This is a genomic window from Algoriphagus sp. (assembly GCF_024642405.1).
Classification (GTDB): domain Bacteria; phylum Bacteroidota; class Bacteroidia; order Cytophagales; family Cyclobacteriaceae; genus Algoriphagus.
This window is the reverse complement of the sequence record NZ_JAHEBC010000044.1, coordinates 1-20,175: the sequence shown is the minus strand read 5'-3', so window position 1 is coordinate 20,175 and position 20,175 is coordinate 1. Positions and strand designations below refer to the sequence as shown.

16 protein-coding genes are annotated in these 20,175 nt (G+C 35.1%); 3 read left to right on the top strand and 13 right to left on the bottom strand.

Annotation, left to right across the window (positions count from 1 at the left end; all coding sequences use genetic code 11):
• The 5 genes from Q0L68_RS05675 to Q0L68_RS05655 form a co-directional block, all read right to left on the bottom strand.
• On the bottom strand, window positions 1-1,571 hold a 1,571-nt coding region (locus tag Q0L68_RS05675), incomplete at its 3' end, for a penicillin acylase family protein (RefSeq protein ID WP_296700617.1).
• Between the two features lie 223 nt (window positions 1,572-1,794).
• On the bottom strand, window positions 1,795-2,277 hold the full coding sequence (locus Q0L68_RS05670) for a hypothetical protein (protein ID WP_296700614.1): 483 nt from the start codon (window positions 2,275-2,277) through the stop codon (window positions 1,795-1,797).
• 473 nt (window positions 2,278-2,750) lie between these two features.
• A complete protein-coding gene (locus Q0L68_RS05665) occupies window positions 2,751-3,053 on the bottom strand; it encodes a hypothetical protein (RefSeq protein WP_296700611.1) in 303 nt (100 codons plus the stop codon).
• On the bottom strand, window positions 3,019-4,365 hold the full coding sequence (locus Q0L68_RS05660; protein ID WP_296700608.1) for a cytochrome P450: 1,347 nt from the start codon (window positions 4,363-4,365) through the stop codon (window positions 3,019-3,021). The genes Q0L68_RS05665 and Q0L68_RS05660 overlap by 35 nt, the downstream gene beginning before the upstream one ends.
• Before the next feature lie 279 nt (window positions 4,366-4,644).
• Window positions 4,645-6,726, bottom strand: a complete 2,082-nt coding sequence (locus Q0L68_RS05655) for a cyclic nucleotide-binding domain-containing protein (RefSeq protein WP_296700605.1) — start codon at window positions 6,724-6,726, stop codon at window positions 4,645-4,647.
• A 678-nt stretch (window positions 6,727-7,404) separates the two neighbouring features.
• Here Q0L68_RS05655 and Q0L68_RS05650 point away from each other — a divergent pair.
• Window positions 7,405-8,784, top strand: coding sequence for a right-handed parallel beta-helix repeat-containing protein (locus Q0L68_RS05650; RefSeq protein WP_296700601.1), 1,380 nt, complete (start codon window positions 7,405-7,407; stop codon window positions 8,782-8,784).
• A gap of 336 nt (window positions 8,785-9,120) precedes the next feature.
• Here the strand turns inward: Q0L68_RS05650 and Q0L68_RS05645 are convergent, their stop codons facing one another.
• From Q0L68_RS05645 to Q0L68_RS05630, 4 genes are all read right to left on the bottom strand, one after another.
• Entirely contained in the window at window positions 9,121-9,567 is a 447-nt protein-coding gene (locus tag Q0L68_RS05645; protein ID WP_296700598.1) for a hypothetical protein, read from the bottom strand.
• A gap of 161 nt (window positions 9,568-9,728) precedes the next feature.
• Window positions 9,729-10,811 carry a serine hydrolase gene (locus tag Q0L68_RS05640; protein ID WP_296700595.1) on the bottom strand — a complete coding sequence of 361 codons (1,083 nt, stop codon included), beginning with the start codon at window positions 10,809-10,811 and terminating at the stop codon, window positions 9,729-9,731.
• Window positions 10,812-10,989: 178 nt separating this feature from the next.
• Entirely contained in the window at window positions 10,990-11,475 is a 486-nt protein-coding gene (locus Q0L68_RS05635) for a hypothetical protein (RefSeq protein WP_296700591.1), read from the bottom strand.
• A gap of 465 nt (window positions 11,476-11,940) precedes the next feature.
• Window positions 11,941-13,470: a sulfatase gene (locus Q0L68_RS05630; RefSeq protein ID WP_296700589.1), complete on the bottom strand. Its 1,530-nt coding sequence runs from the start codon at window positions 13,468-13,470 to the stop codon at window positions 11,941-11,943.
• Between the two features lie 172 nt (window positions 13,471-13,642).
• Between Q0L68_RS05630 and Q0L68_RS05625 the strand changes: the two genes are divergently transcribed.
• On the top strand, window positions 13,643-14,671 hold the full coding sequence (locus Q0L68_RS05625; RefSeq protein WP_296700586.1) for an alpha/beta hydrolase-fold protein: 1,029 nt from the start codon (window positions 13,643-13,645) through the stop codon (window positions 14,669-14,671).
• A 706-nt stretch (window positions 14,672-15,377) separates the two neighbouring features.
• Here Q0L68_RS05625 and Q0L68_RS05620 read toward each other — a convergent pair.
• The 3 genes from Q0L68_RS05620 to Q0L68_RS05610 are packed head-to-tail and all read right to left on the bottom strand — an operon-like array spanning window position 15,378 to window position 17,152.
• Entirely contained in the window at window positions 15,378-15,584 is a 207-nt protein-coding gene (locus Q0L68_RS05620; RefSeq protein ID WP_296700584.1) for a DUF6090 family protein, read from the bottom strand.
• Window positions 15,585-15,615: 31 nt separating this feature from the next.
• Window positions 15,616-16,344, bottom strand: a complete 729-nt coding sequence (locus Q0L68_RS05615) for a DUF6090 family protein (RefSeq protein ID WP_296700582.1) — start codon at window positions 16,342-16,344, stop codon at window positions 15,616-15,618.
• Window positions 16,345-16,399: 55 nt separating this feature from the next.
• Window positions 16,400-17,152, bottom strand: coding sequence for a hypothetical protein (locus Q0L68_RS05610; protein ID WP_296700580.1), 753 nt, complete (start codon window positions 17,150-17,152; stop codon window positions 16,400-16,402).
• A gap of 692 nt (window positions 17,153-17,844) precedes the next feature.
• Here Q0L68_RS05610 and Q0L68_RS05605 point away from each other — a divergent pair.
• Window positions 17,845-19,212 carry a hypothetical protein gene (locus Q0L68_RS05605; protein WP_296700576.1) on the top strand — a complete coding sequence of 456 codons (1,368 nt, stop codon included), beginning with the start codon at window positions 17,845-17,847 and terminating at the stop codon, window positions 19,210-19,212.
• A gap of 383 nt (window positions 19,213-19,595) precedes the next feature.
• Here the strand turns inward: Q0L68_RS05605 and Q0L68_RS05600 are convergent, their stop codons facing one another.
• Window positions 19,596-20,009: a DUF6326 family protein gene (locus Q0L68_RS05600; protein WP_296700573.1), complete on the bottom strand. Its 414-nt coding sequence runs from the start codon at window positions 20,007-20,009 to the stop codon at window positions 19,596-19,598.
• Window positions 20,010-20,175 lie beyond the last annotated feature (166 nt).

The following is a 20,175-nucleotide window of genomic DNA, read 5'->3' as shown; positions in this document are numbered from 1 at the left end:
GTAAAACCTATAGCATCCCAATGCTCATAATCTTCAGGAACAATATTCTGATTGGCTGAAGCGAAGAAACCTTCTTTTGGGTTAACAGTATTTGGTTTTTGAATAATGGGTAAATAGCCATCCCATTCATACCTTCCATCTCCGGGCACAGGTACCATCCCGCTAAAATTTTTTCGGATAGGTGCGATACCAACCGACTGCCAGCCAATATTCCCATTTTTATCGGCCCAAATCATATTCTCTCCAGGGATATGACTGTAGTTACAGGCTTCACGAAATTCTTCCCAAGTTTTTGCCTGATCCATTCTTAAAGAGGCTAAATATGGTGACCCACCAGGCTCTAGCCATGCACACCGAACCGCATAGGCCTTATTGTTAATAGAATCAACTAGGGTGACTGGGCCATGTCGAGTATAAAACAAGTCTACAGTCACATCTTCTTTATCTTTTACCTTGAATGTCTCAGTAATGATCTCCATGTCTTCCCATTCTCCATTGTACAAATACTGATGATTGTTTTCAGGATTTAGTTCATATACATACAGGTCTTCGCCATCTGTTTCGAATACGGTAAGTCCCCAAGCACCATATTCATTGTGTCCAATAGATATTCCAGGGATTTCCGGCTCCCCTCCACCTATGACATTCCATCCCGGAGCCACTAAATGAACCATATATCTCAGAGAAGGAATGGCAATGGTTCTGTGGGGATCATTTGCCATATAGGTATTGCCGTTTTCTGTAAGTTCGCCACTTACTACCCAGTTGTTACTACCTATGGAAAATACAGCGTCTTTATCATCAACCACTGATGCAATTGAATTTTCATTAATTGAATTTCTATACTCCGGCAGAATATCACTTTTATTAAATCGTACTGCTTTTCGATAGGCCTTATATAATTCCAAGATATCATCGAAAAGTAAGTCTTGATCGATCTTTGGATCCATACTGAGATCTGGATCTTTTGGATGAAACCAATTTAGGTCTTTAACTTTCTCAACTCCTAATTTTGCCACAGCTTGTGCTATTTCTAGCTCATCTTCTATGTTGCCCAATAATCCTTGATGCCTTGAAATGACTACGTCCGAAGTCCACTTTTCAGGAACAATATTGAGGATTTTAAATTCTATAGGAAGCTGATCGGGAGTTGAAAGTATTTCTCCTATGTAAGCATTCACTCCTTGGGTATAGGCATTAATTATTTCTTCACCTTCCGAATGATAATGATTCATTTCCTCAGTTAAATTCCCTCGGTATTTAAAAAGTCTGGTGCCTATATCCCGTTTCAATTCCCTCTCACCTAATATTTCCGCAACTGTCCCAGTGGATTGACGTCTCCAGATTTCGAATTGAAAAAGCCGGTCTTTAGCTGCTGCATACCCTTGAGCGAAAAATAAATCATGTTGATTTTTAGCGTAGATATGATTGATTCCCCATTCATCTCTAATTATTTCAACAGGTTCATGCAAACCATCAATAAGATAGTGAGGCTTATCTTTAGAATCACAGCCTAAAAAGATGACTCCAAATAAAATACTAAACAGTGTACTCGTATACTTTCTTTTCATAATCAAAAATTCACTTTTCCTGTTGGGTGTGTTGAGATAAAACTATTTTCTTTTATTCTATGCTATTGTTTGAAATAGGTTCCTATGAACTTACAAAAATTTGATGAGATATGTAATTCAACTCATCTTGTTGGTTTGCATGAAACTAACAAATTGAGGTTTTGTACTCCAAAGTATTTTGGTTTTGATTATTGCTTTATGGCTGTGTTTTTTTGCTAATTTTTTAGGGTCTGATGAAAATGTAATGGACAGAACATGCTTCCATGGTTCCGTCATTGTTAAAGTCATATTCCCCTGTTCCGGTACCTCCATTAAAAGAAAGAGTAGTGCCATCATATGTGTGACTGTAAGTATCTCTTTCACCAGGACTGTCATCCCAAATAATGGTGAAATGGGATGTTTGCTTCCACTCCTCCCAAAACATTTCTCCACTGACTGAATATGCATCACGATCTACCGGATTTAGGGATATGGTAAATCTCCCATTGGCTTGAACAGCCATTTGAGCAGTTCCTCCCCTCTCTACTACGTCTATTGAAGTAGTGTTTACACTGAATTGGGCTTTAGTTGCCTCCCAATTTCCGGCGAGTTCGCTGATCTTGAAGGGTCCGTCTTTGCTTAAAACATTTTCATCATCATCTGTAGTATTACAGGAACTTGATTGTGCAATAAATGCTACCAAAAAGAAGAATAAGAAAGGTTTCATTACTAATAAATTTTATAGGAGGATTAATTTTAATTATTAAAGAACTCCTTAAAAATATTTAGAGTTGGCGCTGTTTAAAATGACTTTAGTCACCAAGCGGATAGTATTATTCCCAAACGTTTTAAGAATTTTGAAACTTGTCGCAATAGTAAAGGCATTAATAATCATTTCATCGCTTCAAAAAAAGTGAAACCATCGGAACAAAAAATGATTAACTAGTTTATTGAAAATTAATGAGTTGTTTTCACAATTCTTGACTATAAAATTTCCTCTGAAGTGTGTTCACTCACTCACATGGAGGAAAAAGGGTCTAGTGTTTTTGCGGGGATACTAAACATGGTGAGGTTTGTTTGAGATAAGGATTTGGCGAGAATGCAAACACGGATATGATCAGGATACCAACCTTGGAAAAATGCTGCGTTTCATTTAATAGCTGACAAAATATAATCTTCAAAAAGCCTAAACTGGTTTGTTTAAGAATTGTAACGACCCCCAATAAAAACAACAACAACGTTTTTATTGGGGACAACGATAATTTTTCGTCCGTCCCATCCATTTGCCCAATATATTCCCTGTTTATTTTTTCCTGGTAATACTTTTTTGGTCCACCAAGAATATTCAGAACCCACTTTCGCTGAATTTTCTCTGGGGATTTTTATATCAATGTTGTTAAAATAAGGCTGAAAGGATTTATCGATCCGATTTTCTGATAGGATTTTGGTTTTATTCCACTTGTTTTCTTTATCCTTTTGTTTTTTGGAGATCTCGGAATTCAAACTTCAGATTCGCATTCTTAGGCTTTAGGGTAATCAAAGGTTGTATCTGGATCTCTTCAGTTTCACTGTATATTTTGTATTTAGAGACAAGTTCAATGATAGCAATTTGCATCTCATACATAGCAAAATTGTTACCAATACATTTTCTAGGACCTGCACCAAAAGGGTAATAATTTGCCGTATTGCTCTCAGAAAATCGATCTGGGTTAAATTTTTCTGGATTTCCCCAATAGTTTGGATGTCTATGTATCTCATAGATTGAAAAAAGGAAATTGGTGCCTGCAGGAAATGTTTTTCCTTGAAACTCATCTTCTTCTATATTTACTCTATCCAAAAAGTAGGCGGGGGGATAAAGCCTAAGGGTTTCTTTAATAACTTGTTGAGTATACGGGCAATTAATTAAAAACTGCATATAATCCTCCCCATAAAGCTTCTTAGCAGCATCAATTTCTGAGGAGATCTTTTCCTGAATTTGGGGGTGATTTGCTAACAATTGACAGGCAAAAGTCAAGGCATTGGAAGAAGTTTCATATCCCGCAGTAAATAATACGAGAATCTCATCAATCAACTGTTCTTCATTCATGGATGTACCGTCTTCATACTGAGATTCTATCAACATGTCCAGTAAATCATTCTGTGTGCTGGAACTCTTTTTTCTTTGCCGGATTACTTCCTTTAGTATTTGTCGACCTTCTTCCGTCATCGCCAAGTGGTCTTTTATTTTCCCACTCCATTTAAAATACCAGTTTAAATAAGGTTGACGTAATTCCTTCACTAGCATTTTCTGGGCAGAATCTGTGATAAACTGCAATCGGTTAATCTCTTTTTGGCCAATAGCACTGCTAAAAAGTGATTTTACCACGGTTTGAAATGCTAAATCGTTAAAAATTGGCATCATGTCCAACGCCTTATCTGTGCTTATTGTATTCAGTTCTTCCAGAATAGCAGACTTTATTTTATCGAGAAGACCTACTAGCTGTTTTTTATGAAAAGAAGGTTGAATAAGTTTCCTTTGTTTTTTCCATACTTCACCTTCAGAGGTTAATAAACCATGACCAATATATTTAGCAACCTCATGGGTTTGGATGTCAGATTTCCTATAATTCTTTTGGTTCTTTTGAAGTACATATTCGGCAAGGGCAGAATCTCTTGATAAAATCAGCCTATTACCAAATCCAAGGTTAAGTTGAAATGTATCGCCTAGTTTCTCAAAATTTTCATGATGGAAGGGCAGAGGGTTTTTCAGAATTCTCTTTGCGTTAGAATAAAAACGAATTGGAGAAACCGTTGGTATTCCTTTGGAGTTCTTCATTGTTTTAAAGGAAAAATTTTAAGAAACCCAATTAACGCTAGTGAATAATAAAAACTAAGTCGAAGGGGTAAAGAGATAATAAACCATAAAATTAAGGTACAATCAATAAAATAAATATCCTCACTTTTTCAATTTTAAGAGAAGTTTAAATCTAAAATTAGAAATCCACTATTTAAAACCTTAGAACTTGACAAGATGTTGATGGTAGGTTTCCAAATGGAAGGAACTCAGTGAATATAGTTCACTAGTAATGTTGGTTTCACCTAAAGTAAAAGACTTTCAAAGTCTTCCTTTTGGAACAATACTTTCCTGCATTGCTTGACGCTGTTCATAAAAAAAGGGTTGATCGAAAAGTTCGAGGCTTTTATGTCTGGAGCGGAATAAATTTGCAATAAAATTCATTCGGTCTTCAAGATTTCCCCAATCTCTAGAACGACTATTTCTCAATGTCTTCGGATTACATCTATCAAACTTTGATAATAAATTCTTCAATTCTTCGGACTCGATATTGTGGAGAACATCAGGATAAGAACGGCGGTTATGCAATCTTGGAAGATCCCTGCCAAGACTTAAGTCCCCATAGGGTAATCTAAGTCGCATCATATATCGGGTAAGTACTCGTCTCCATTTTCTTATAATCCAACTCATTATTCTCAATCGAATTCCTGAATCCTCTCCGGGATCTGATTCTACTAATCTGTTTCCGAAATATTTTCGCTTAGGATCAAGAATATCAGCCATAGGAGTGTTTAGCGCTTCAACGATATAGGGTTGTAATCGGGTCTGCTCATGTAATCCAATTTTTATGTTTCCGCAAAGAAGTAATTCTGATTTTCGTTTATGATCTGTTTCGAAAATGGCATCGACATAATGCCTAAAGGCCTCACTAATTAGTTGTTGTCCGCCATTAGCAGAAGTTCCTGGGTCAAGATGAGCACATAATTCTTCCACCGCCTTTGGGTCTGAGTTTTGAGCGTCTTGAAAGGTTCTAAGGAAGGCTGCAAAAAGAGGCGCAAGCTCAGCGAATACTTTTAAATTACCAGCTGCGATACATCTTGATACATGATCAATTACCTTATCCATTCGTGCAACAATACCGGACCTTTCCGACATGGTTCTAATGATATTGTCGGTCGTTTTACATAAGCCTGCCAAGAATGAAATATTATCTTCTAACCATAAAAGCAAAGAATAACCCGGTAGCTCTTCCCTACGAATTGAATTACCAGCTGTTTTGGAGGCATGAGTAGCGAAAGTACACCAATTTGCATCATGCTGTCCCAAAATTGCAGCCAACTGAACAGTCAACCTATGGTACATTTGAGTAATCTGCAGATTACGCAGAATCATGTCAGGGTTATTGACAATGTCTTTGCATTCTTGATCCGTGGGTACTGGCATAGAAGATATCATAGCAGCATTGGACCTAGCATGAAGCTGACCAACTAGGCGATCAGCAAGGATGCGGGAAAATACTTTTAATGCTTCAGGATATCGGGAAATTAGAACTTCGTACCCTGATTTTGATAATTTGAGAAGTTCTGAATCCTCAAGCGCAATGACATCGGCACTTCTTGGGGCATTTGTCATTAATGCTATTTCTCCTAAAATCTCGCCAGAAGAAACCCGTCCAAGTCGGATACTGGAATTATCATCCCGAACCCTGTATATATCGAATGTGCCATTTAATACGAAAAATAAATGTTCGCCAATTTCTCCAGTTTTCATAAGCATTTGACCTTTTGAAATGGTGACCCAATCCACCTCACTTTCGAGTTCACGTAAAACTTCGAAATCTTCAACTTCTGTTATTTTGGCCAAATCCTTTAACAAACTCTCCATTGGAGGGCGATATTTCTGACGATTTGCCCACTCTTTTCTTTTTGCATCTATCCCTAAAATATCATTTCTTAATTCTGGATGAGCAATTAAAAATGAATGAAAACTTTCATTTGATAAGGTTAAGAGAAGGGTTCGATCCTCTGCAATAACTGTTGCATTTCTCGGTTTTTTATCGATTAAGGCAGATTCACCAAAAAGTTGATTTCGCCTTAATTCACCGAGTAACTTATTTTCATCGTTAATAATTTTGTACACACTTAATCTACCCTTGATCACTATGTACAAACAATCCCCCTCATCACCTTCTCTCACAACTTCCTCTCCAGGATTGAACTCGATCCATTTGCAAGAAACGGATAGTTCATCGAGGCGTTCTGAAGAAAGTCCATCTAAAAACGGAACAAACTGCAAAATTTGACGAAGAGTAGCCGGACTTTGATCTAATCTTAATTCGTAGAGGTCCGCTAAAATTTGGCGACCATTTGAACCTTTTGAATTAACGTTAAGAATTTCTTTCAATTACTTCATTTTTAGGTGAGTGATAATTTGCTGCTTTTTTAGAGAATTGTTTGGATTGATTCCTGATTTCCCATCAAATTAATCAAAAGCATTCATATTTTTCTATAAAAATCCTATTCATCCAAATTAGTATTTACCAAAACTTCCACCATGTCTTATCATATTGATTTTTCAGTATTTAAGACTAAAATTATAGACTAATAGCTTAAAAAAACTAGTATGTAATTCAACTTTTATTCCCCTTGTAATAGTTTATAGTCCTTTAGGTTGTTTTTTATTAAAAAATATTTTTTTAGATGGTTTATGTCAGGTACTTGCTTTATCATAGTACCATAAATAAACTTGAATATTCTATTCTTAAAAAGAATTTTCAAAGAGCGAATAATATATTATGTAAGGCCTGTAAATACTAGGGCTAAATCTTTATTGCCAAGACCCTTGATTTTTGTTTTCCCATTCATTATTTGTTTTCATATTCTTTAACCTTAGTAGTTGAATAACTATTTATTAAATACGATTTCCTTAGTTCGAGATTGATTGATGTTTAGAGTGGGATAGAGTTATTTCACAATGAAATTTTATTAAATAAAGAACAAAAACAATTATATAAAAAGCACATTATTGTTTATATTATAACAAGAAATTAACTAATAATCCCAAGACTAAAATACCTATACTATGAAAAGAAAACTTGCTTTTGTTTTCTCATTGCTAATCTTGTTTTCTTGCAATGAGGATCTCTTGACATCTTCTGAAGAATTAGAGGTAGCCAAGACTAATGAAAATTATTCTGATCTGGATAATTCCAGAGCTAGAAAGAAGTTCATCGACGCTGATATTACCATTAACCCAAGTGGGGATCAAACCGGTTCATCAGATGCCGATGCCATCGAAACAGCGCTCAATTCTATTCCCGCTGGTGGGACAATTTTGTTAGAATCTGGGAAATTCTATCTTAGTCGTGAAATCTTCGTTCCAGGTAATAGTGGGACATTGATAGGAAGGGGAAAAAGTGAAACAGAAATCATTGGGGTTGGAAATGAGGGAACCCCATTCATTGGTAATTTTTTCTTCGCTTTTATTAATCCCTCAGGTCCCCTGACTATCTCGAATTTATCTTTATCCTTACCTGAAGGATTTGTTACATTTAATGATAACTTATTTGGTTTTATTATTACTGTTCTAAATGAGGAAGGATCAGATACACATTTTGATGAATTGATCTTAAAAGGTACAGATGCTGCACCTAACCTTGATCCGATTTTTGGTAGTCAACCTAATAATTCAATTATTGTAAGAGGAAATTTTAATTCTTTTCCATTATTTACCAGTGGTGGGAATCATACTGTATCCAACTCAGAATTTTCCGAAGTAGCATTTCAGGCCACAATATTTGAAGGCTTTAAAGATGCCAATATAGAAATCTACAATAATTCGTTTACGGAAATAAAGCAAACTATTTATCGTTTCATGAGTGGAAGCACAGTATCCATTACCGATAACACATTACAGACTAATTCATTTGGAGGGATTGTTATTACCCAGGAAGGAAATTTCATTGCAGGGGAGCCAAATAATGTGGTGATCCGAGGAAATACCGTTAGAACTTCAGGGTTCATGCCAATTGAAATTGGCTGGGTTCCTGAAGGAAGCGCTAATTTCAGTCTCTTAATCGAAAAAAATAAATTGACGAACGAAGGATCTGATCCTTTTAATATCTATTCCAATTTCTCAGGGATCGCAATTTTTAATGGGAATAATGATGCCATAGTACGAAATAATATACTTCGTGGTGGAGCTGAATTTGGAATTATTCAGGAAAGTAATAGTGGAACGTTTTCAGGAAACAACCTTCAGGGATTCAGTCCTTTAATCACTGATTATGGATTTTTCGGAAATAGTAATACAATAATCGGAAACGGTAATAGCTCCGTGCTTGATTTAGGAATAGACAATATCACCACTGGAATGACTAAAGTAGACGGAGTGTCTATTGGAGAACGAATGAAAGAGGCTCTCGCAAAACGCAAAGAAATTCTTGATGCAATAAATAAATAGTCCTTGAGCTGCATTTAAAGAACTTTCAAAACTTTAATAAATGCCTTTGGTGTGCCCCCAAAAGTTAGACACTTATTGGGGGCATTTTTATACTGAAAAACAGAACAACCAATTTCGAATATCGGCTTCGAATAGTCGAAAAATTGATCAAGGGACGTTACTCCATTAAGCGTGTTACACAAAAGGAAATAATCAGTAGTTCATTAGTCAAATCTTGACTTCCATTATTCAGTCTAAAAAGTAGGCAGGTTTAGCTAAACAAATAAAAATTCCTAGAAAACGAACATTTGATAATTCATGGAATCCATTGTTTACATTCGTGCTCTTTAATTTAAATTAATTATTTAAGGATATATATCCTGCAATGCTCATTAGGATGATTAATGAAACCAAAGTAATTGAAATAATTTTGTATACTTTTTTTGGTTTTAAATACCAATAGAAAATAAAGAATGATAATAGAAAGGATTGTGTAATTAATTCTGGAAGGAATAAAATTTGTTGGCTTATGGGTATTGTTGTATAAATCATCCCGTCTATCGATCCTATTGCAGGACCAAATGTCGCGAGAATAGATAACCCTATAAAAAGAAGCCAAAGTTTAAACCATCCATTTTTTTCATGAAGAAAAATTGACCTAAATGGCCAAAGTACAATTGCAAAAATAAAACCGCGAAGAATTTGTAGACTCGGTCCTAAAGCTACCCATGGCGAATCAAGAGGCTTCATAAATGAACTAAGATTACCTGTTGTAAAAACGTGTTCATAGTTAAATGTGTTCATTGTTATAATTCCAAAAATAAAATAGGTTACGACATGGATCGAAGTTATCCGCCATAAAAAAATTCTGAAGGTATCAGCTTTTGTGTTCATGATTTTTATTATTTAAACTCCGTACAAGAAACAAATAGTTTTGACTATAAGCAGTATTATACCAAAGGGGGCTAGTGCTTAGAGGTTTTGTTGGCATTAGTTTTTTTTAATTGTTCAATATCCAGATAATCAAGAATTCTATCGTCTTTCATCCCGGAACTGTTTAACATGATGACACTTCCCAAATGAAGAGCTGGATATATTCTAATTTCAGAGTAATAACCTCCACCGCCTCCAGCATGACAGAAATAGTCTTTACCGGCTAGTTTTCCTTTAAACCATCCAAGACACATATCTGTGTTACTTCCTTTATTTGTTGTTTGCCTAGTTAGCATTTCATCGACAGCAGTTTTGGGTAAAATAGTTCCTTTGTTTTTCAGCAATTCTTGACAGTAAGCTCTTAGAGCGTTTGGAGTGCTGATGATTCCGCCATAAGGAGCGCCATTGGTGTAAAATGGATAAAAACCCTTCCAATCCTCATCAGCCCGGTACATCATTTTGCTTTTATCCAGGATAAACCCGAGAACGAGATTTTGAAACCAAGTATTGGCATGATATCCAGTAGCATGATTTAGTTCTGGAATGTTAAACCCAATATATTGTTTGGTCGGTAAGAAGTTTAAAATGTTTTCAGTAATGTATGCTTGATATTCCTTTCCACTAATTTTTTCAATTAGTCTGCCTAAAACAAGATAATTTATGTTTGAGTAAGCGTAATTCGTGCCTGGAGTACGCTTTAACTTTAAATGGTTAAAGATGATTGTATCAGAGAATTTTCTATAATCAAAGTTCGGATGCTCATCTGCTGAATGAGTCCATTTTAGTGGTAATGGATTGGCTATTCCTGATTGGTGGCAAAGTAAATTTCTGATAGAAACTGGTTGCGAGAATGAATAGGCAGGCAGATACTTAATAATGGGGTCCTCAAGCTTAATCTTACCTTTTACTACTAGTTGCATTACAGCGACTGCAGTAAAGGTTTTGGTTACAGAAAAGGTATGAAAGGATGTCTTGTCATCCACCTTTATTTTGTTTTCTACATTCTGGTATCCTTGACTTATATTTTTTAAAACTGTATCTGAATTAAAAAAGATGTAATGAAATGCTGGAGCATTATGTTCTTTCTTTACAATATTTGAAGTGCTTTGAATCATTGTGCAGACTAAGAATGTAAGATAATTAATCCAATAATTTTGCCTCTCAATTCCGGGTCAATTCATATTTTTATTAAGGACAAAAATATGAATAGTGGTGGTTTTCAAAAATCGAACTTTTCAAGTTATAGAAAAATCTAATTTTAAATGCAAAGGCGAATAACCACTGTGTTTTCCTTTATTTAGTGTTGGCAATAGTTAATAATTCATTTAGTCTTTTAAGTTTTTCTAAGGTCACTTCATACCCTTTTAGCTTTTGAGCTAATAGAGCGTCATATCCAATGACAATATTTTCAAATTCAGGATTTTTTATAAAATCATTTTGAAGAAATGTAAAATCACTAAATCTTATGTTTTCAAAGAAAAATGGGGTAACATATTGATTTACATATTCAGACAATATGTCTTCAAATTGAGAAGTAGTTTGATAAGAATTATAGGTGTCGATTAATTTTTCTCTATACTCAAAACCACTAATTAGTTCAAAATCTCCTGACGCCGTAATGTTTTCCATTGTTACCAATGAGGGCTGAAAGTTGGACAATGCCATCATACTTGCTGATAGATTCTTAATTCTCTCATTATCTTCATATTTTTTTGATAGAAGAATTTGTTTTAGTGAATCAATATCATTTTTAGTTTTAAGCGCAAATTCTAAAGCCAAAGAAAGACTCGATTCGTTATCTCTGTTTTCTTCAAAGAAACTTTTCAAATATTTTCTTTCCTGTGCTTTTGATTTATTAGACTCGTTAAGGTTATTAAGCTGAAAAGCTATTGTAATACCAATTATTACAATCAGAAGGTCAATAAATTTTGATTTTCAATCAATTTGCTTTACCCATTTTATTTTTTTCATACAGTAAAGAATTTATATAGAAAATGTCTTATTACCGTTACAATAGTCTGGACTTTGAGTAGTTGCTTAACGTTGGTAGTTATTGCTTTAATGTTTTATTAACTGATGGATTACCAGTTTTATTTTGTCCAAAAGATCTTATCGTAATTATCTAAAAATTTAAATATAAATATTTATAATATTTTGAAGATAATCATAAGTGTTCATTTCTTATGATTACTCTCAATCAACTCTTTATTTTTGTAGAGTTTAAATATAATCCAAAGCTTGAAATTACTCCTCAAATCGTTTCATCCATTCTTTTCGCTCCGCACTAAAGAAATATTCCCTGGATCGAATAGGTGGAATATGATGTTCTGCCAATTCTAATAAAGAAGTTTCAGGAAGGTCAATAGGATTGTTTGGAATAAATGAAGCCATTTTTATTTTCATTTCAATCAAAGTATCAAGTACCGCAAGATTATGCCACTCTTCAGGATCGTTTTCTAGATTGTAAAGCTCTTCGGAATCATCTATGTACTTGATATAATGCCAGTTATCAAAACGGATAGAATAACTTCCATAGTCATAAGTTGTGATAATTGGCCTTGATACTTTCTTATCTGGTTTTGATAAAATAGATTTTAAACTCACTCCATCGAAATTCGTTTTTGATGGAAGTCCACAGAGATCAACTAGGGTAGGATAAATATCTAATAAGGAAGTAAGGTTTGTACTTTCCCCACCTATAAAAGAACCCTCTGGCATTTGCTGTATTCCTTTTGGTACTTTCATCATCATGACCGTTTTAGTCACATTTTCCCAAAGGGCGAATTTCCGCCAATGCATTTTTTCTCCAAGTTGCCAGCCATGGTCAGACCAGATAACCACAATAGTATTATCAGCATAGGGACTTTCTGACAAAGCTGTTAATAATCTGCCAACCATTTCATCTGCAAAAGCAATCGAAGCTAGATAACCTTGAATTGCTTTTTTCCATTGGTCAGCTTCCACCACATGTTTATGGTAATTTCCTCCTCTAGAAATAAGCTCTTTGGCAACATTTCCCAGATCTGTTGTGTCTCCTTCTAGCGTTTTTGGAAGCTCAATGGATTCTAAAGGAAACATGTCAAAATATTTTTGAGGAACGTACCAGGGTAAATGAGGTCGATAAATGCCAGCTGCCAGAAAGAATGGTTTATCGTGATCCTTTTTCAGTTGTTCAGAGATAAAGTTTACCGATTCAAAATCCCCTGTTTCTTCATCGGATATAGGTAATCCACTCCAATCAAAAGCGCCATACATATATTTGAATGGCTCCATATTTACCGGGGCATTTTCTGGAATGTTATCTTTTGGCATAGGCCTCTTGATTGTTGGGTAATAATCATCCCAACCCAATGAATCCACTTGCAAGTAGTGGTATATTTTTCCTGCTCCCGCTGTATAGTAGCCGTTTTGCTTAAAAAGTTGATTGAGAGTAGTAGTGTTGGCTAACATGGGTACATTCCGCCAATCTTGGTAATTTGAATACATACCTGAATTGTAGGTATGTATCCCAGTGAGCGTGGCAGAGCGAGAGGGATTACAACCAGGACTTGCACAATAGTTATTCTTGAAATTGACAGCTTCTTTTCCAAAATTCAAGAGATTGGGAGTAATTGCCTGATCATTTCCCAACATAGTTTGGGTCCAATCATTCATGTCATCCAGTGATATAAACAACACATTAGGATGCTCCAACAATTCTACTTTTTCTTTTTTTGCACAGGATAAAAAAAGTACCAAGATTAAACAATAAATCAATGAGGAGGAATTTTTCATGCTGGATTACTTTTTTGTCTGTACTGATTAGATAAAACCTTAATTTCTAGATATGTATAATACTAAAAATTGCGCTATACTCAATCTTTTATTAGGGTTGAAGCCAATGTCAATTTGCTTTTTTATGCTTAATCCTATCTCGAATTATCAATAATAAAGTATCTTCATTGGTATGAAAAAAGCTCCATTTCTATCGATTTTACTTCTGTTTACAATAAGTTTCATTGCTTCGGCTCAAAAGAGTACCAAAGAACGCATAAAAGTTTATAGCCAGGCTATCGAAGGTAATTTAATCAACGATCCCGCCGAGAGGGATGTGACGGTTTATTTACCCCCATCTTACATAGAGGAACCTAATCGTAAATACCCGGTGCTCTACATGCTGCACGGATTTACCGATAACGATAGTCAATGGTTTGGTTGGGAGGAGCATTGGATCAACTTACACGAAGTTATTGATGCGGCACTGGAGGATGGGCAAACGAAAGAAATGATCGTAGTCATGCCAAATGCCTACAATCGGTTTAAGGGCAGTATGTATTCGAGTTCTATCACTATCGGAGATTGGGAAACATTTGTAGTAAAAGAGTTGGTAGAGTATATAGATTCGAACTATCGAACCCTTCCTGATGTACAGAGCCGAGGATTGGCTGGCCATTCAATGGGTGGATACGGAACCATTCGATTGGGTATGAAATATCCTGAAGTTTTTTCTTCCATTTATATGTTGAGTGCTTGTTGTATGGAGGGAATGGTTACCAACAATCCCGAGTCCATGAAGAAAATTGAAAGTATTATATCATTGGATCAATTAGAGGATGCTTCATTCGGGGAAATAGCTGCCATGGCTTCTTCGGCTGCCTGGGCTCCAAACCCGAAGAAGCCACCATTCTATCTTGATTTGCCATTTGAAAATGGTGAAATTAAGCCTGATATCGCAGCTAAATTAACAGCAAATAGAACACTCTATATGATTGAACAGTATATCCCTAATTTAAAGAGGCTAAAAGCGATAGGTATGGATGCTGGGCTCCAGGATGTCGGAATAAGCAACTCTACCAAAAAACTGCATGAATTGCTAAATGCGTACAATATTCCCCATGCATATGAAAGCTATGAAGGGAATCATATTAACCGAATTGCTGATCGTATCCAGATGAAAGCACTTCCATTCTTTTCCCGAAACTTATCTTTTGAGTAAAAAGAATGGAAGGTTGATTTTGTCATAATAAGTATCCGAATTTTATCATATCGTTTCTAACGGTCTCGGTTATAATTAATACTGTGGTCTAATACTTTTCAATTCAGATTACCAGACAAAGAATATCTAGAAAAATTCCCAAAGTAGGCGAGAAGAAGCAATTACTGAAAGCCTTGTTCTGCTTTTGATATTTTTTCAACTATTTTTCAATTTGAGCTTTTAATTCATTCAGAGCAGATTTCATTTGTTCAAATCGATGTATATATGAATTGTATTTACTTCATTCCAAATGATAAATTCTCCGAAAATTTTGACCTGTTATTAATTTATTTAGTTGATTTCATATTCAGGGATTATACGATCTAATTGAAAATTAAAGCTTTTTGATATTTGAGAGTTTATTCTTTAGTTCAGATATTTTGGGATTATTTTCAGCGTCAGGATTGTATGAAAAAAAATACCATCTAAACAAGTTGATATAAGTTCTATTAATTGCTCTTCGTAACGAGGCGTTTCTTATAATATCAAATCCAGATGATTTTAGTGCTTCATAAGGGCCTTAATCATGTGTTAGAATGATATTCATCCGCATCATACTGTAAAAAATTTTAAAATGAATATCTTGAATATGATTTTCATTTTTTATAAAATATAAAAGACTGCCTAGTCCGTTTTTTCTTTCAAGACACCCGCTATAATTTTCATCCTAGTTAAGAATGTCTTGATCTATTGAAGTTCTGAATTTTTTGAGGATTATTTTTTCCCTATTTGTCGCTTTTTGATCCTCATTCCAGTTATTGATTTGTACTGCAATCAAAATCCCAATAACGACAAGAATAATTTCTCCAACAGCATAATTTAGATACATGCCTGTCGGCGAGGCAGGTTTGCTGAATTTATTTTCAGCCAGCATTTTTTTCTGATTTTTCTAAAAAATGAAATCATTACCTGATATTTAATTCCTTTTCCAGGTGACTGAGAACACTTTGTATGACTGTCATGACCCGATCACCATAATTACGAGCTATTGTTACTCTATTTATTCTAAATTGGATGAGGCTACCAAATTGATTATTTGCTCTCATATCCATTAGTTTTTGTTCAAACTCCTGACTACCCATTAAATCATTCTCAATATAACTTAGATTGAAAGCCTTTGAAAAAAAAGGAACTATTTGTTCGTATGTAAAACTACCTTCTCGCTCTTCAACAGATGTATATCTATTTCGCTCCTCAAGGTAGATTCCCAAAACTAGGCGTATCGAGTCAGATTGTATAAGTTCCAACCCTCCCGAGGCAGATAAGTCATCGAGAATTGGATGGGCAGTTGAATAAAAGCGCGTTGACAAAAGATCCCTCATAAAAGATTTAATAGAATCTCCAGGAAGATTTAAGGGTTCGTTTGTAAGATGATGATGCTGAAGTGCTTTGGCAGCACGAAGATATCTCTCTCTTGCAGTCAAGTCTGCTTGTAATTCAATGGCAGCTGCGTCAAACTCCTGATACAAATCCTTGAGAATTTTTTTCTCCTGATTTCTACCGATTCGTTCTTCATTCCAATTATTTACACCCAGAGCAATCAAAATTCCTATAACAACGAGAACAATCTCTCCGATTGCATATTTTAGATACTTGCCTACCGGCCAGGCAGCCTTTCCAGTTTTATTTCCCATTAGCAGGTTTTGGCGGATTTTTCTAAAGAATTTGAGCATTGTTGTGCCTTTATAATTATTCTTGTTCTTTCTCTAGAATTGTTATAAGATTTTCTATTTCTTTTCTCAACCCATAATTAAAAACACGTTGAAAATTATAATTCCTAATTATAGCAAGCGTTCTATTACTAAACAATCTATACTGTTCAGACTTTACGTTGTACCTCCAATCTTCTAGTTTTTGGTCTTCAATACTTTGCCCCATATATTGAGGACCTAAAAGCGAAGCTAAATCTATAGTCCGTTCAAACTCAAGATTAGTTGACTTAAAGTATTCTCCATCCGCTATTTGTTCTTTGGCAAAAAAGTCTTGAGTGGCTTTTAATTTCAAAATTGCTTCTATTTCTTTTTGGCTAAATAGTGAAAGTTTGCCTGTGCTTATAATATCATCTAGCGTATAGGTACTGCTTTGAAATTCAGATAATCCAAACCTTTTTACACTATCCATTTTTTGAATAAGCGTATCAATATCAATGGTTGTTTTTTTATAATAAAGGATGTAATTAGTCCTGGTTTTGAAGTCATTAGTTATCATACTATCTTTTTTATGTATCCCATTTAAATCTGCTTTAAGTTCTATTATCAGATTATTTTTATAGGTAGCAACCAAGCTTTTCTGTTTTGAAAGCTCATTGGCATTGTTTACTTGTAACGCTAGTAGAATACCAATCATTACCAAAGCAATTTCGCCAATCGCATAAAGTACGTACTTACTGAATCTGTTTTCAGAAAGTAGTTTTTGTCTAATTTTTCTAAAGAATTTTATCATTGGTTAGCGGTTTTTGATAAGGATGCACAACTTGGTTTAACTTGCATTACGGTGAACCATTTTTCTTAATAATTTCGCTTTTGTGCACGATAGTCCTCCAATATAGTCAGCTTACGGTACTTGATTTATTTCTGGAGTATCTAAAAATATTTGAAATTCACTGAATCTTTTCCTATCCCAGATTAGTCTAAAGTACAGCTTTCTGATCTCTCCCAAAAACCGTTTATTAAATTAAATCTTAAGGATTTTCTTAAGTGTTTAGTGAGGACACCAAACACGGTGATAGAGCTACAAAGTAATAAAAGAGGCACCTAATCCAAATAGTCCAAAAGGCAAATTTTGGGTGGATTAGTAACATTACCGCTCGAATATCTAAAGAACCGTTAATGATTGTTTTCATTGTATGTACACAGAGCTCGTCTATATATTGCATTAATTCCTGGCATATTCTTGCACCCAAACTCTGCGCTTGCTACAATTCCTTTTATTATTTCAGTTTTATAAAGGGGAAGGCTAAATACCCGATTCAAGAAAATGAGAAGCAAGGGATATCATTTGCTTTTCCTCAATTCTTTAGTTTAAAATGAATACTCATTTTCAAACATGAATGTGGAAAATATGTTGACAAGGTTAATAACTGGAATTCTATTTCGATCGAAATGAAACGATCAGCATGAAGTAAACCTAATAAAATGAACAAATTACCACTTTTATTGATTCTGACCTTCTTTTCCTTGACTACTCCTTCAATTAGTCAAACACTAGTTGGTAACAACAATCTTCCCAATAAACTCAGAGTGTTTATCGATGGGTGTGATCGAAGAGATGGAGGCTGTGATATGGATTTTATAAGAACGGAAATTACAGCGGTTGACTTCTACCTGGACAATCAATCGGCTGATGTTTTTGTGCTAATAAACGATAATAGATCTGGTGGGGGTGGAAGACAATATCAACTTTTATTCATAGGTCAACAAAACATCCATGCAGGAAGAACCGATACCCTCTATGTAAATAACAATCAGACAGATACTGACTTTGAAGTTCGGGAAAAACTTACTCGGTATATCAAATTAGGTTTAGCTCCGTTTGTTGCAAAAACCAAAGCTGGAGAGGGGATCGAAATCAACATGAAGACTGGCTCTGGCATTTCGGAAGATACAGTGGAAGAAAGCGTTGATCCTTGGAATTATTGGGTTTTTAATTTGGGTAGTGATGCAAACATTGAAGTAGAGGAATTGAGCAAAGAAATCAATTTTGGTGGGGAGATCAATATTAACCGTATCACGGATGAATGGAAAATATCCCTAACAGGGAGAATAGATGAAAGGCTGAGAAGAACGATTCAAAAAGTACCAAGAGTTGATGACAATGGCAATCCGGTTCTTGATGATGGCGGTAACCAGATCATCGATGAAGTTGAGAATAAATTTGATGTGTCAGAATTTGGATTTAGTCACCAGCTTGTGAAGTCTATTTCACCCCAATGGTCTTATGGATATGATCTTGCAGGTCGTCAGAACACCCGCTTTAATTATCAGTTTCAGACCAGTTTCAGACCAGCTGTGGAGTACAATTTTTTTCCAGAATCAGTGCAGAATTCCAGATTTCTAAGAGTGAACTATGGGATTGAAGTCAGGAATAATAGATATGTTGAAGAAACGATTTCCGGTGTTACTGAAGAAACAAGAGTCCTCCATAGTTTGAGAATCAGCCTGGGACTAAATCAACGTTGGGGTAACCTGGAATTGGGATACCGTGTGAGAAATTATCTAGATGATTTTAGCTCTTGGTCTACAGGTTTGAATATTAGTGCAGAAGTACGTGTCACCGGGAATTTTTCTTTCTTTGTGAGGGCGGAAGGTAACTACGTAAAGGATCAGATTTACCTGGCATCTGGAGATTTTACCGAACAGGATATTTTGAGCGGGAGGGTAACCTTACCTTCAGCATATACCGTCGATTCCAGATTTGGATTTAATTATCGGTTTGGTTCTAATCTCAATAACTTCGTTAATCGAAGATTTTTTGGAAGGGCCAATTTTGTTGGGAATGATTAATGAGTCTTCTAGGAACTAAATGAAAAACGAAATTGAATGGGTTACGGAATTTTGATTGGAAAAATAGGCGTTTCGAATTGGGTATATGTTTGCAAAGTACTGCTTTCACCGACTCAATGTTTTTATCAAAGCTAAGAACTGAGGAGTCACTTTTATTTTTTGGTTTGGGTCTTGGCAATGAGTAGTTGTGCGTCCCAATATTGCCTTATGCTTTATGGACCGCGGGATATCCCCATTCTCGAGAATCGGTATATAGTGGTCTATACTTATGCGCCAACTCGATTGGCAAGTGGCTTATCTTGGTTTAATTCTTGAAATTGACTGTTTTCTACGATAAAGTATTCCAGCTATTCTTAATCTTTAATTTTGTGAGACTATTTCTATTAAAAGATAGTTTTTTCTTTGGGCCATTTCCAAGCATTCCAAACAATTAGAGCAGTAATACTACTTTCTAAAAATGCTAAAACCACGTAAAATAAGTACCACTCGTTAGTTGAAGCTATTCCTATAAATATCATCATTATCGTAAATAATGCTCCAAATAAAATATTGAGAAGTCGGTTAATTTTTGGTTTAAGGAAAATTGAAGCGGCAACCATTACAGAAGGAATCGCCAAAATTATAGATGCTATTAACAAGGTGGTGGGACTGTCCAAAATGTTATCGCCCGAAATTAAGCTGTTTACTTTATCTGGTGTGTAAAGTTCAAAATAGTCGCCGTATAAATAGCAGAAAGTTACGGAAGCCCACAATGAGGCAAGTTTGATCTTGATGTTTACTTTTTGGTTTTCTAACATATCTGTTTGTTCTCTATAATTACTAAATCGTATCTATTTATAGTGAAACAAAATTTGTTTAAGTGGCTGTCTCAATACATGAAGTTCGATTTTCAGCTTTCTGCTAACGGTTTGGATATGAGTAATTGCGTAGGTTAAAACTTTACTTTGTAAGTTCATACCAAAC

Excerpts from the sequence above, each read along its gene's own strand:
- Q0L68_RS05620 (WP_296700584.1), bottom strand. The coding sequence starts at position 15,584 with ATGCTGGCTGAAAATAAATTCAGCAAACCTGCCTCGCCGACAGGCATG.
- Q0L68_RS05670 (WP_296700614.1), bottom strand. The coding sequence starts at position 2,277 with ATGAAACCTTTCTTATTCTTCTTTTTGGTAGCATTTATTGCACAATCA.
- Q0L68_RS05600 (WP_296700573.1), bottom strand. The coding sequence starts at position 20,009 with ATGTTAGAAAACCAAAAAGTAAACATCAAGATCAAACTTGCCTCATTG.
- Q0L68_RS05625 (WP_296700586.1), top strand. The coding sequence starts at position 13,643 with ATGAAAAAAGCTCCATTTCTATCGATTTTACTTCTGTTTACAATAAGT.
- Q0L68_RS05645 (WP_296700598.1), bottom strand. The coding sequence starts at position 9,567 with ATGAACACATTTAACTATGAACACGTTTTTACAACAGGTAATCTTAGT.
- Q0L68_RS05615 (WP_296700582.1), bottom strand. The coding sequence starts at position 16,344 with ATGGGAAATAAAACTGGAAAGGCTGCCTGGCCGGTAGGCAAGTATCTA.
- Q0L68_RS05640 (WP_296700595.1), bottom strand. The coding sequence starts at position 10,811 with ATGATTCAAAGCACTTCAAATATTGTAAAGAAAGAACATAATGCTCCA.
- Q0L68_RS05660 (WP_296700608.1), bottom strand. The coding sequence starts at position 4,365 with ATGAAGAACTCCAAAGGAATACCAACGGTTTCTCCAATTCGTTTTTAT.
- Q0L68_RS05610 (WP_296700580.1), bottom strand. The coding sequence starts at position 17,152 with ATGATAAAATTCTTTAGAAAAATTAGACAAAAACTACTTTCTGAAAAC.
- Q0L68_RS05605 (WP_296700576.1), top strand. The coding sequence starts at position 17,845 with ATGAACAAATTACCACTTTTATTGATTCTGACCTTCTTTTCCTTGACT.
- Q0L68_RS05650 (WP_296700601.1), top strand. The coding sequence starts at position 7,405 with ATGAAAAGAAAACTTGCTTTTGTTTTCTCATTGCTAATCTTGTTTTCT.
- Q0L68_RS05630 (WP_296700589.1), bottom strand. The coding sequence starts at position 13,470 with ATGAAAAATTCCTCCTCATTGATTTATTGTTTAATCTTGGTACTTTTT.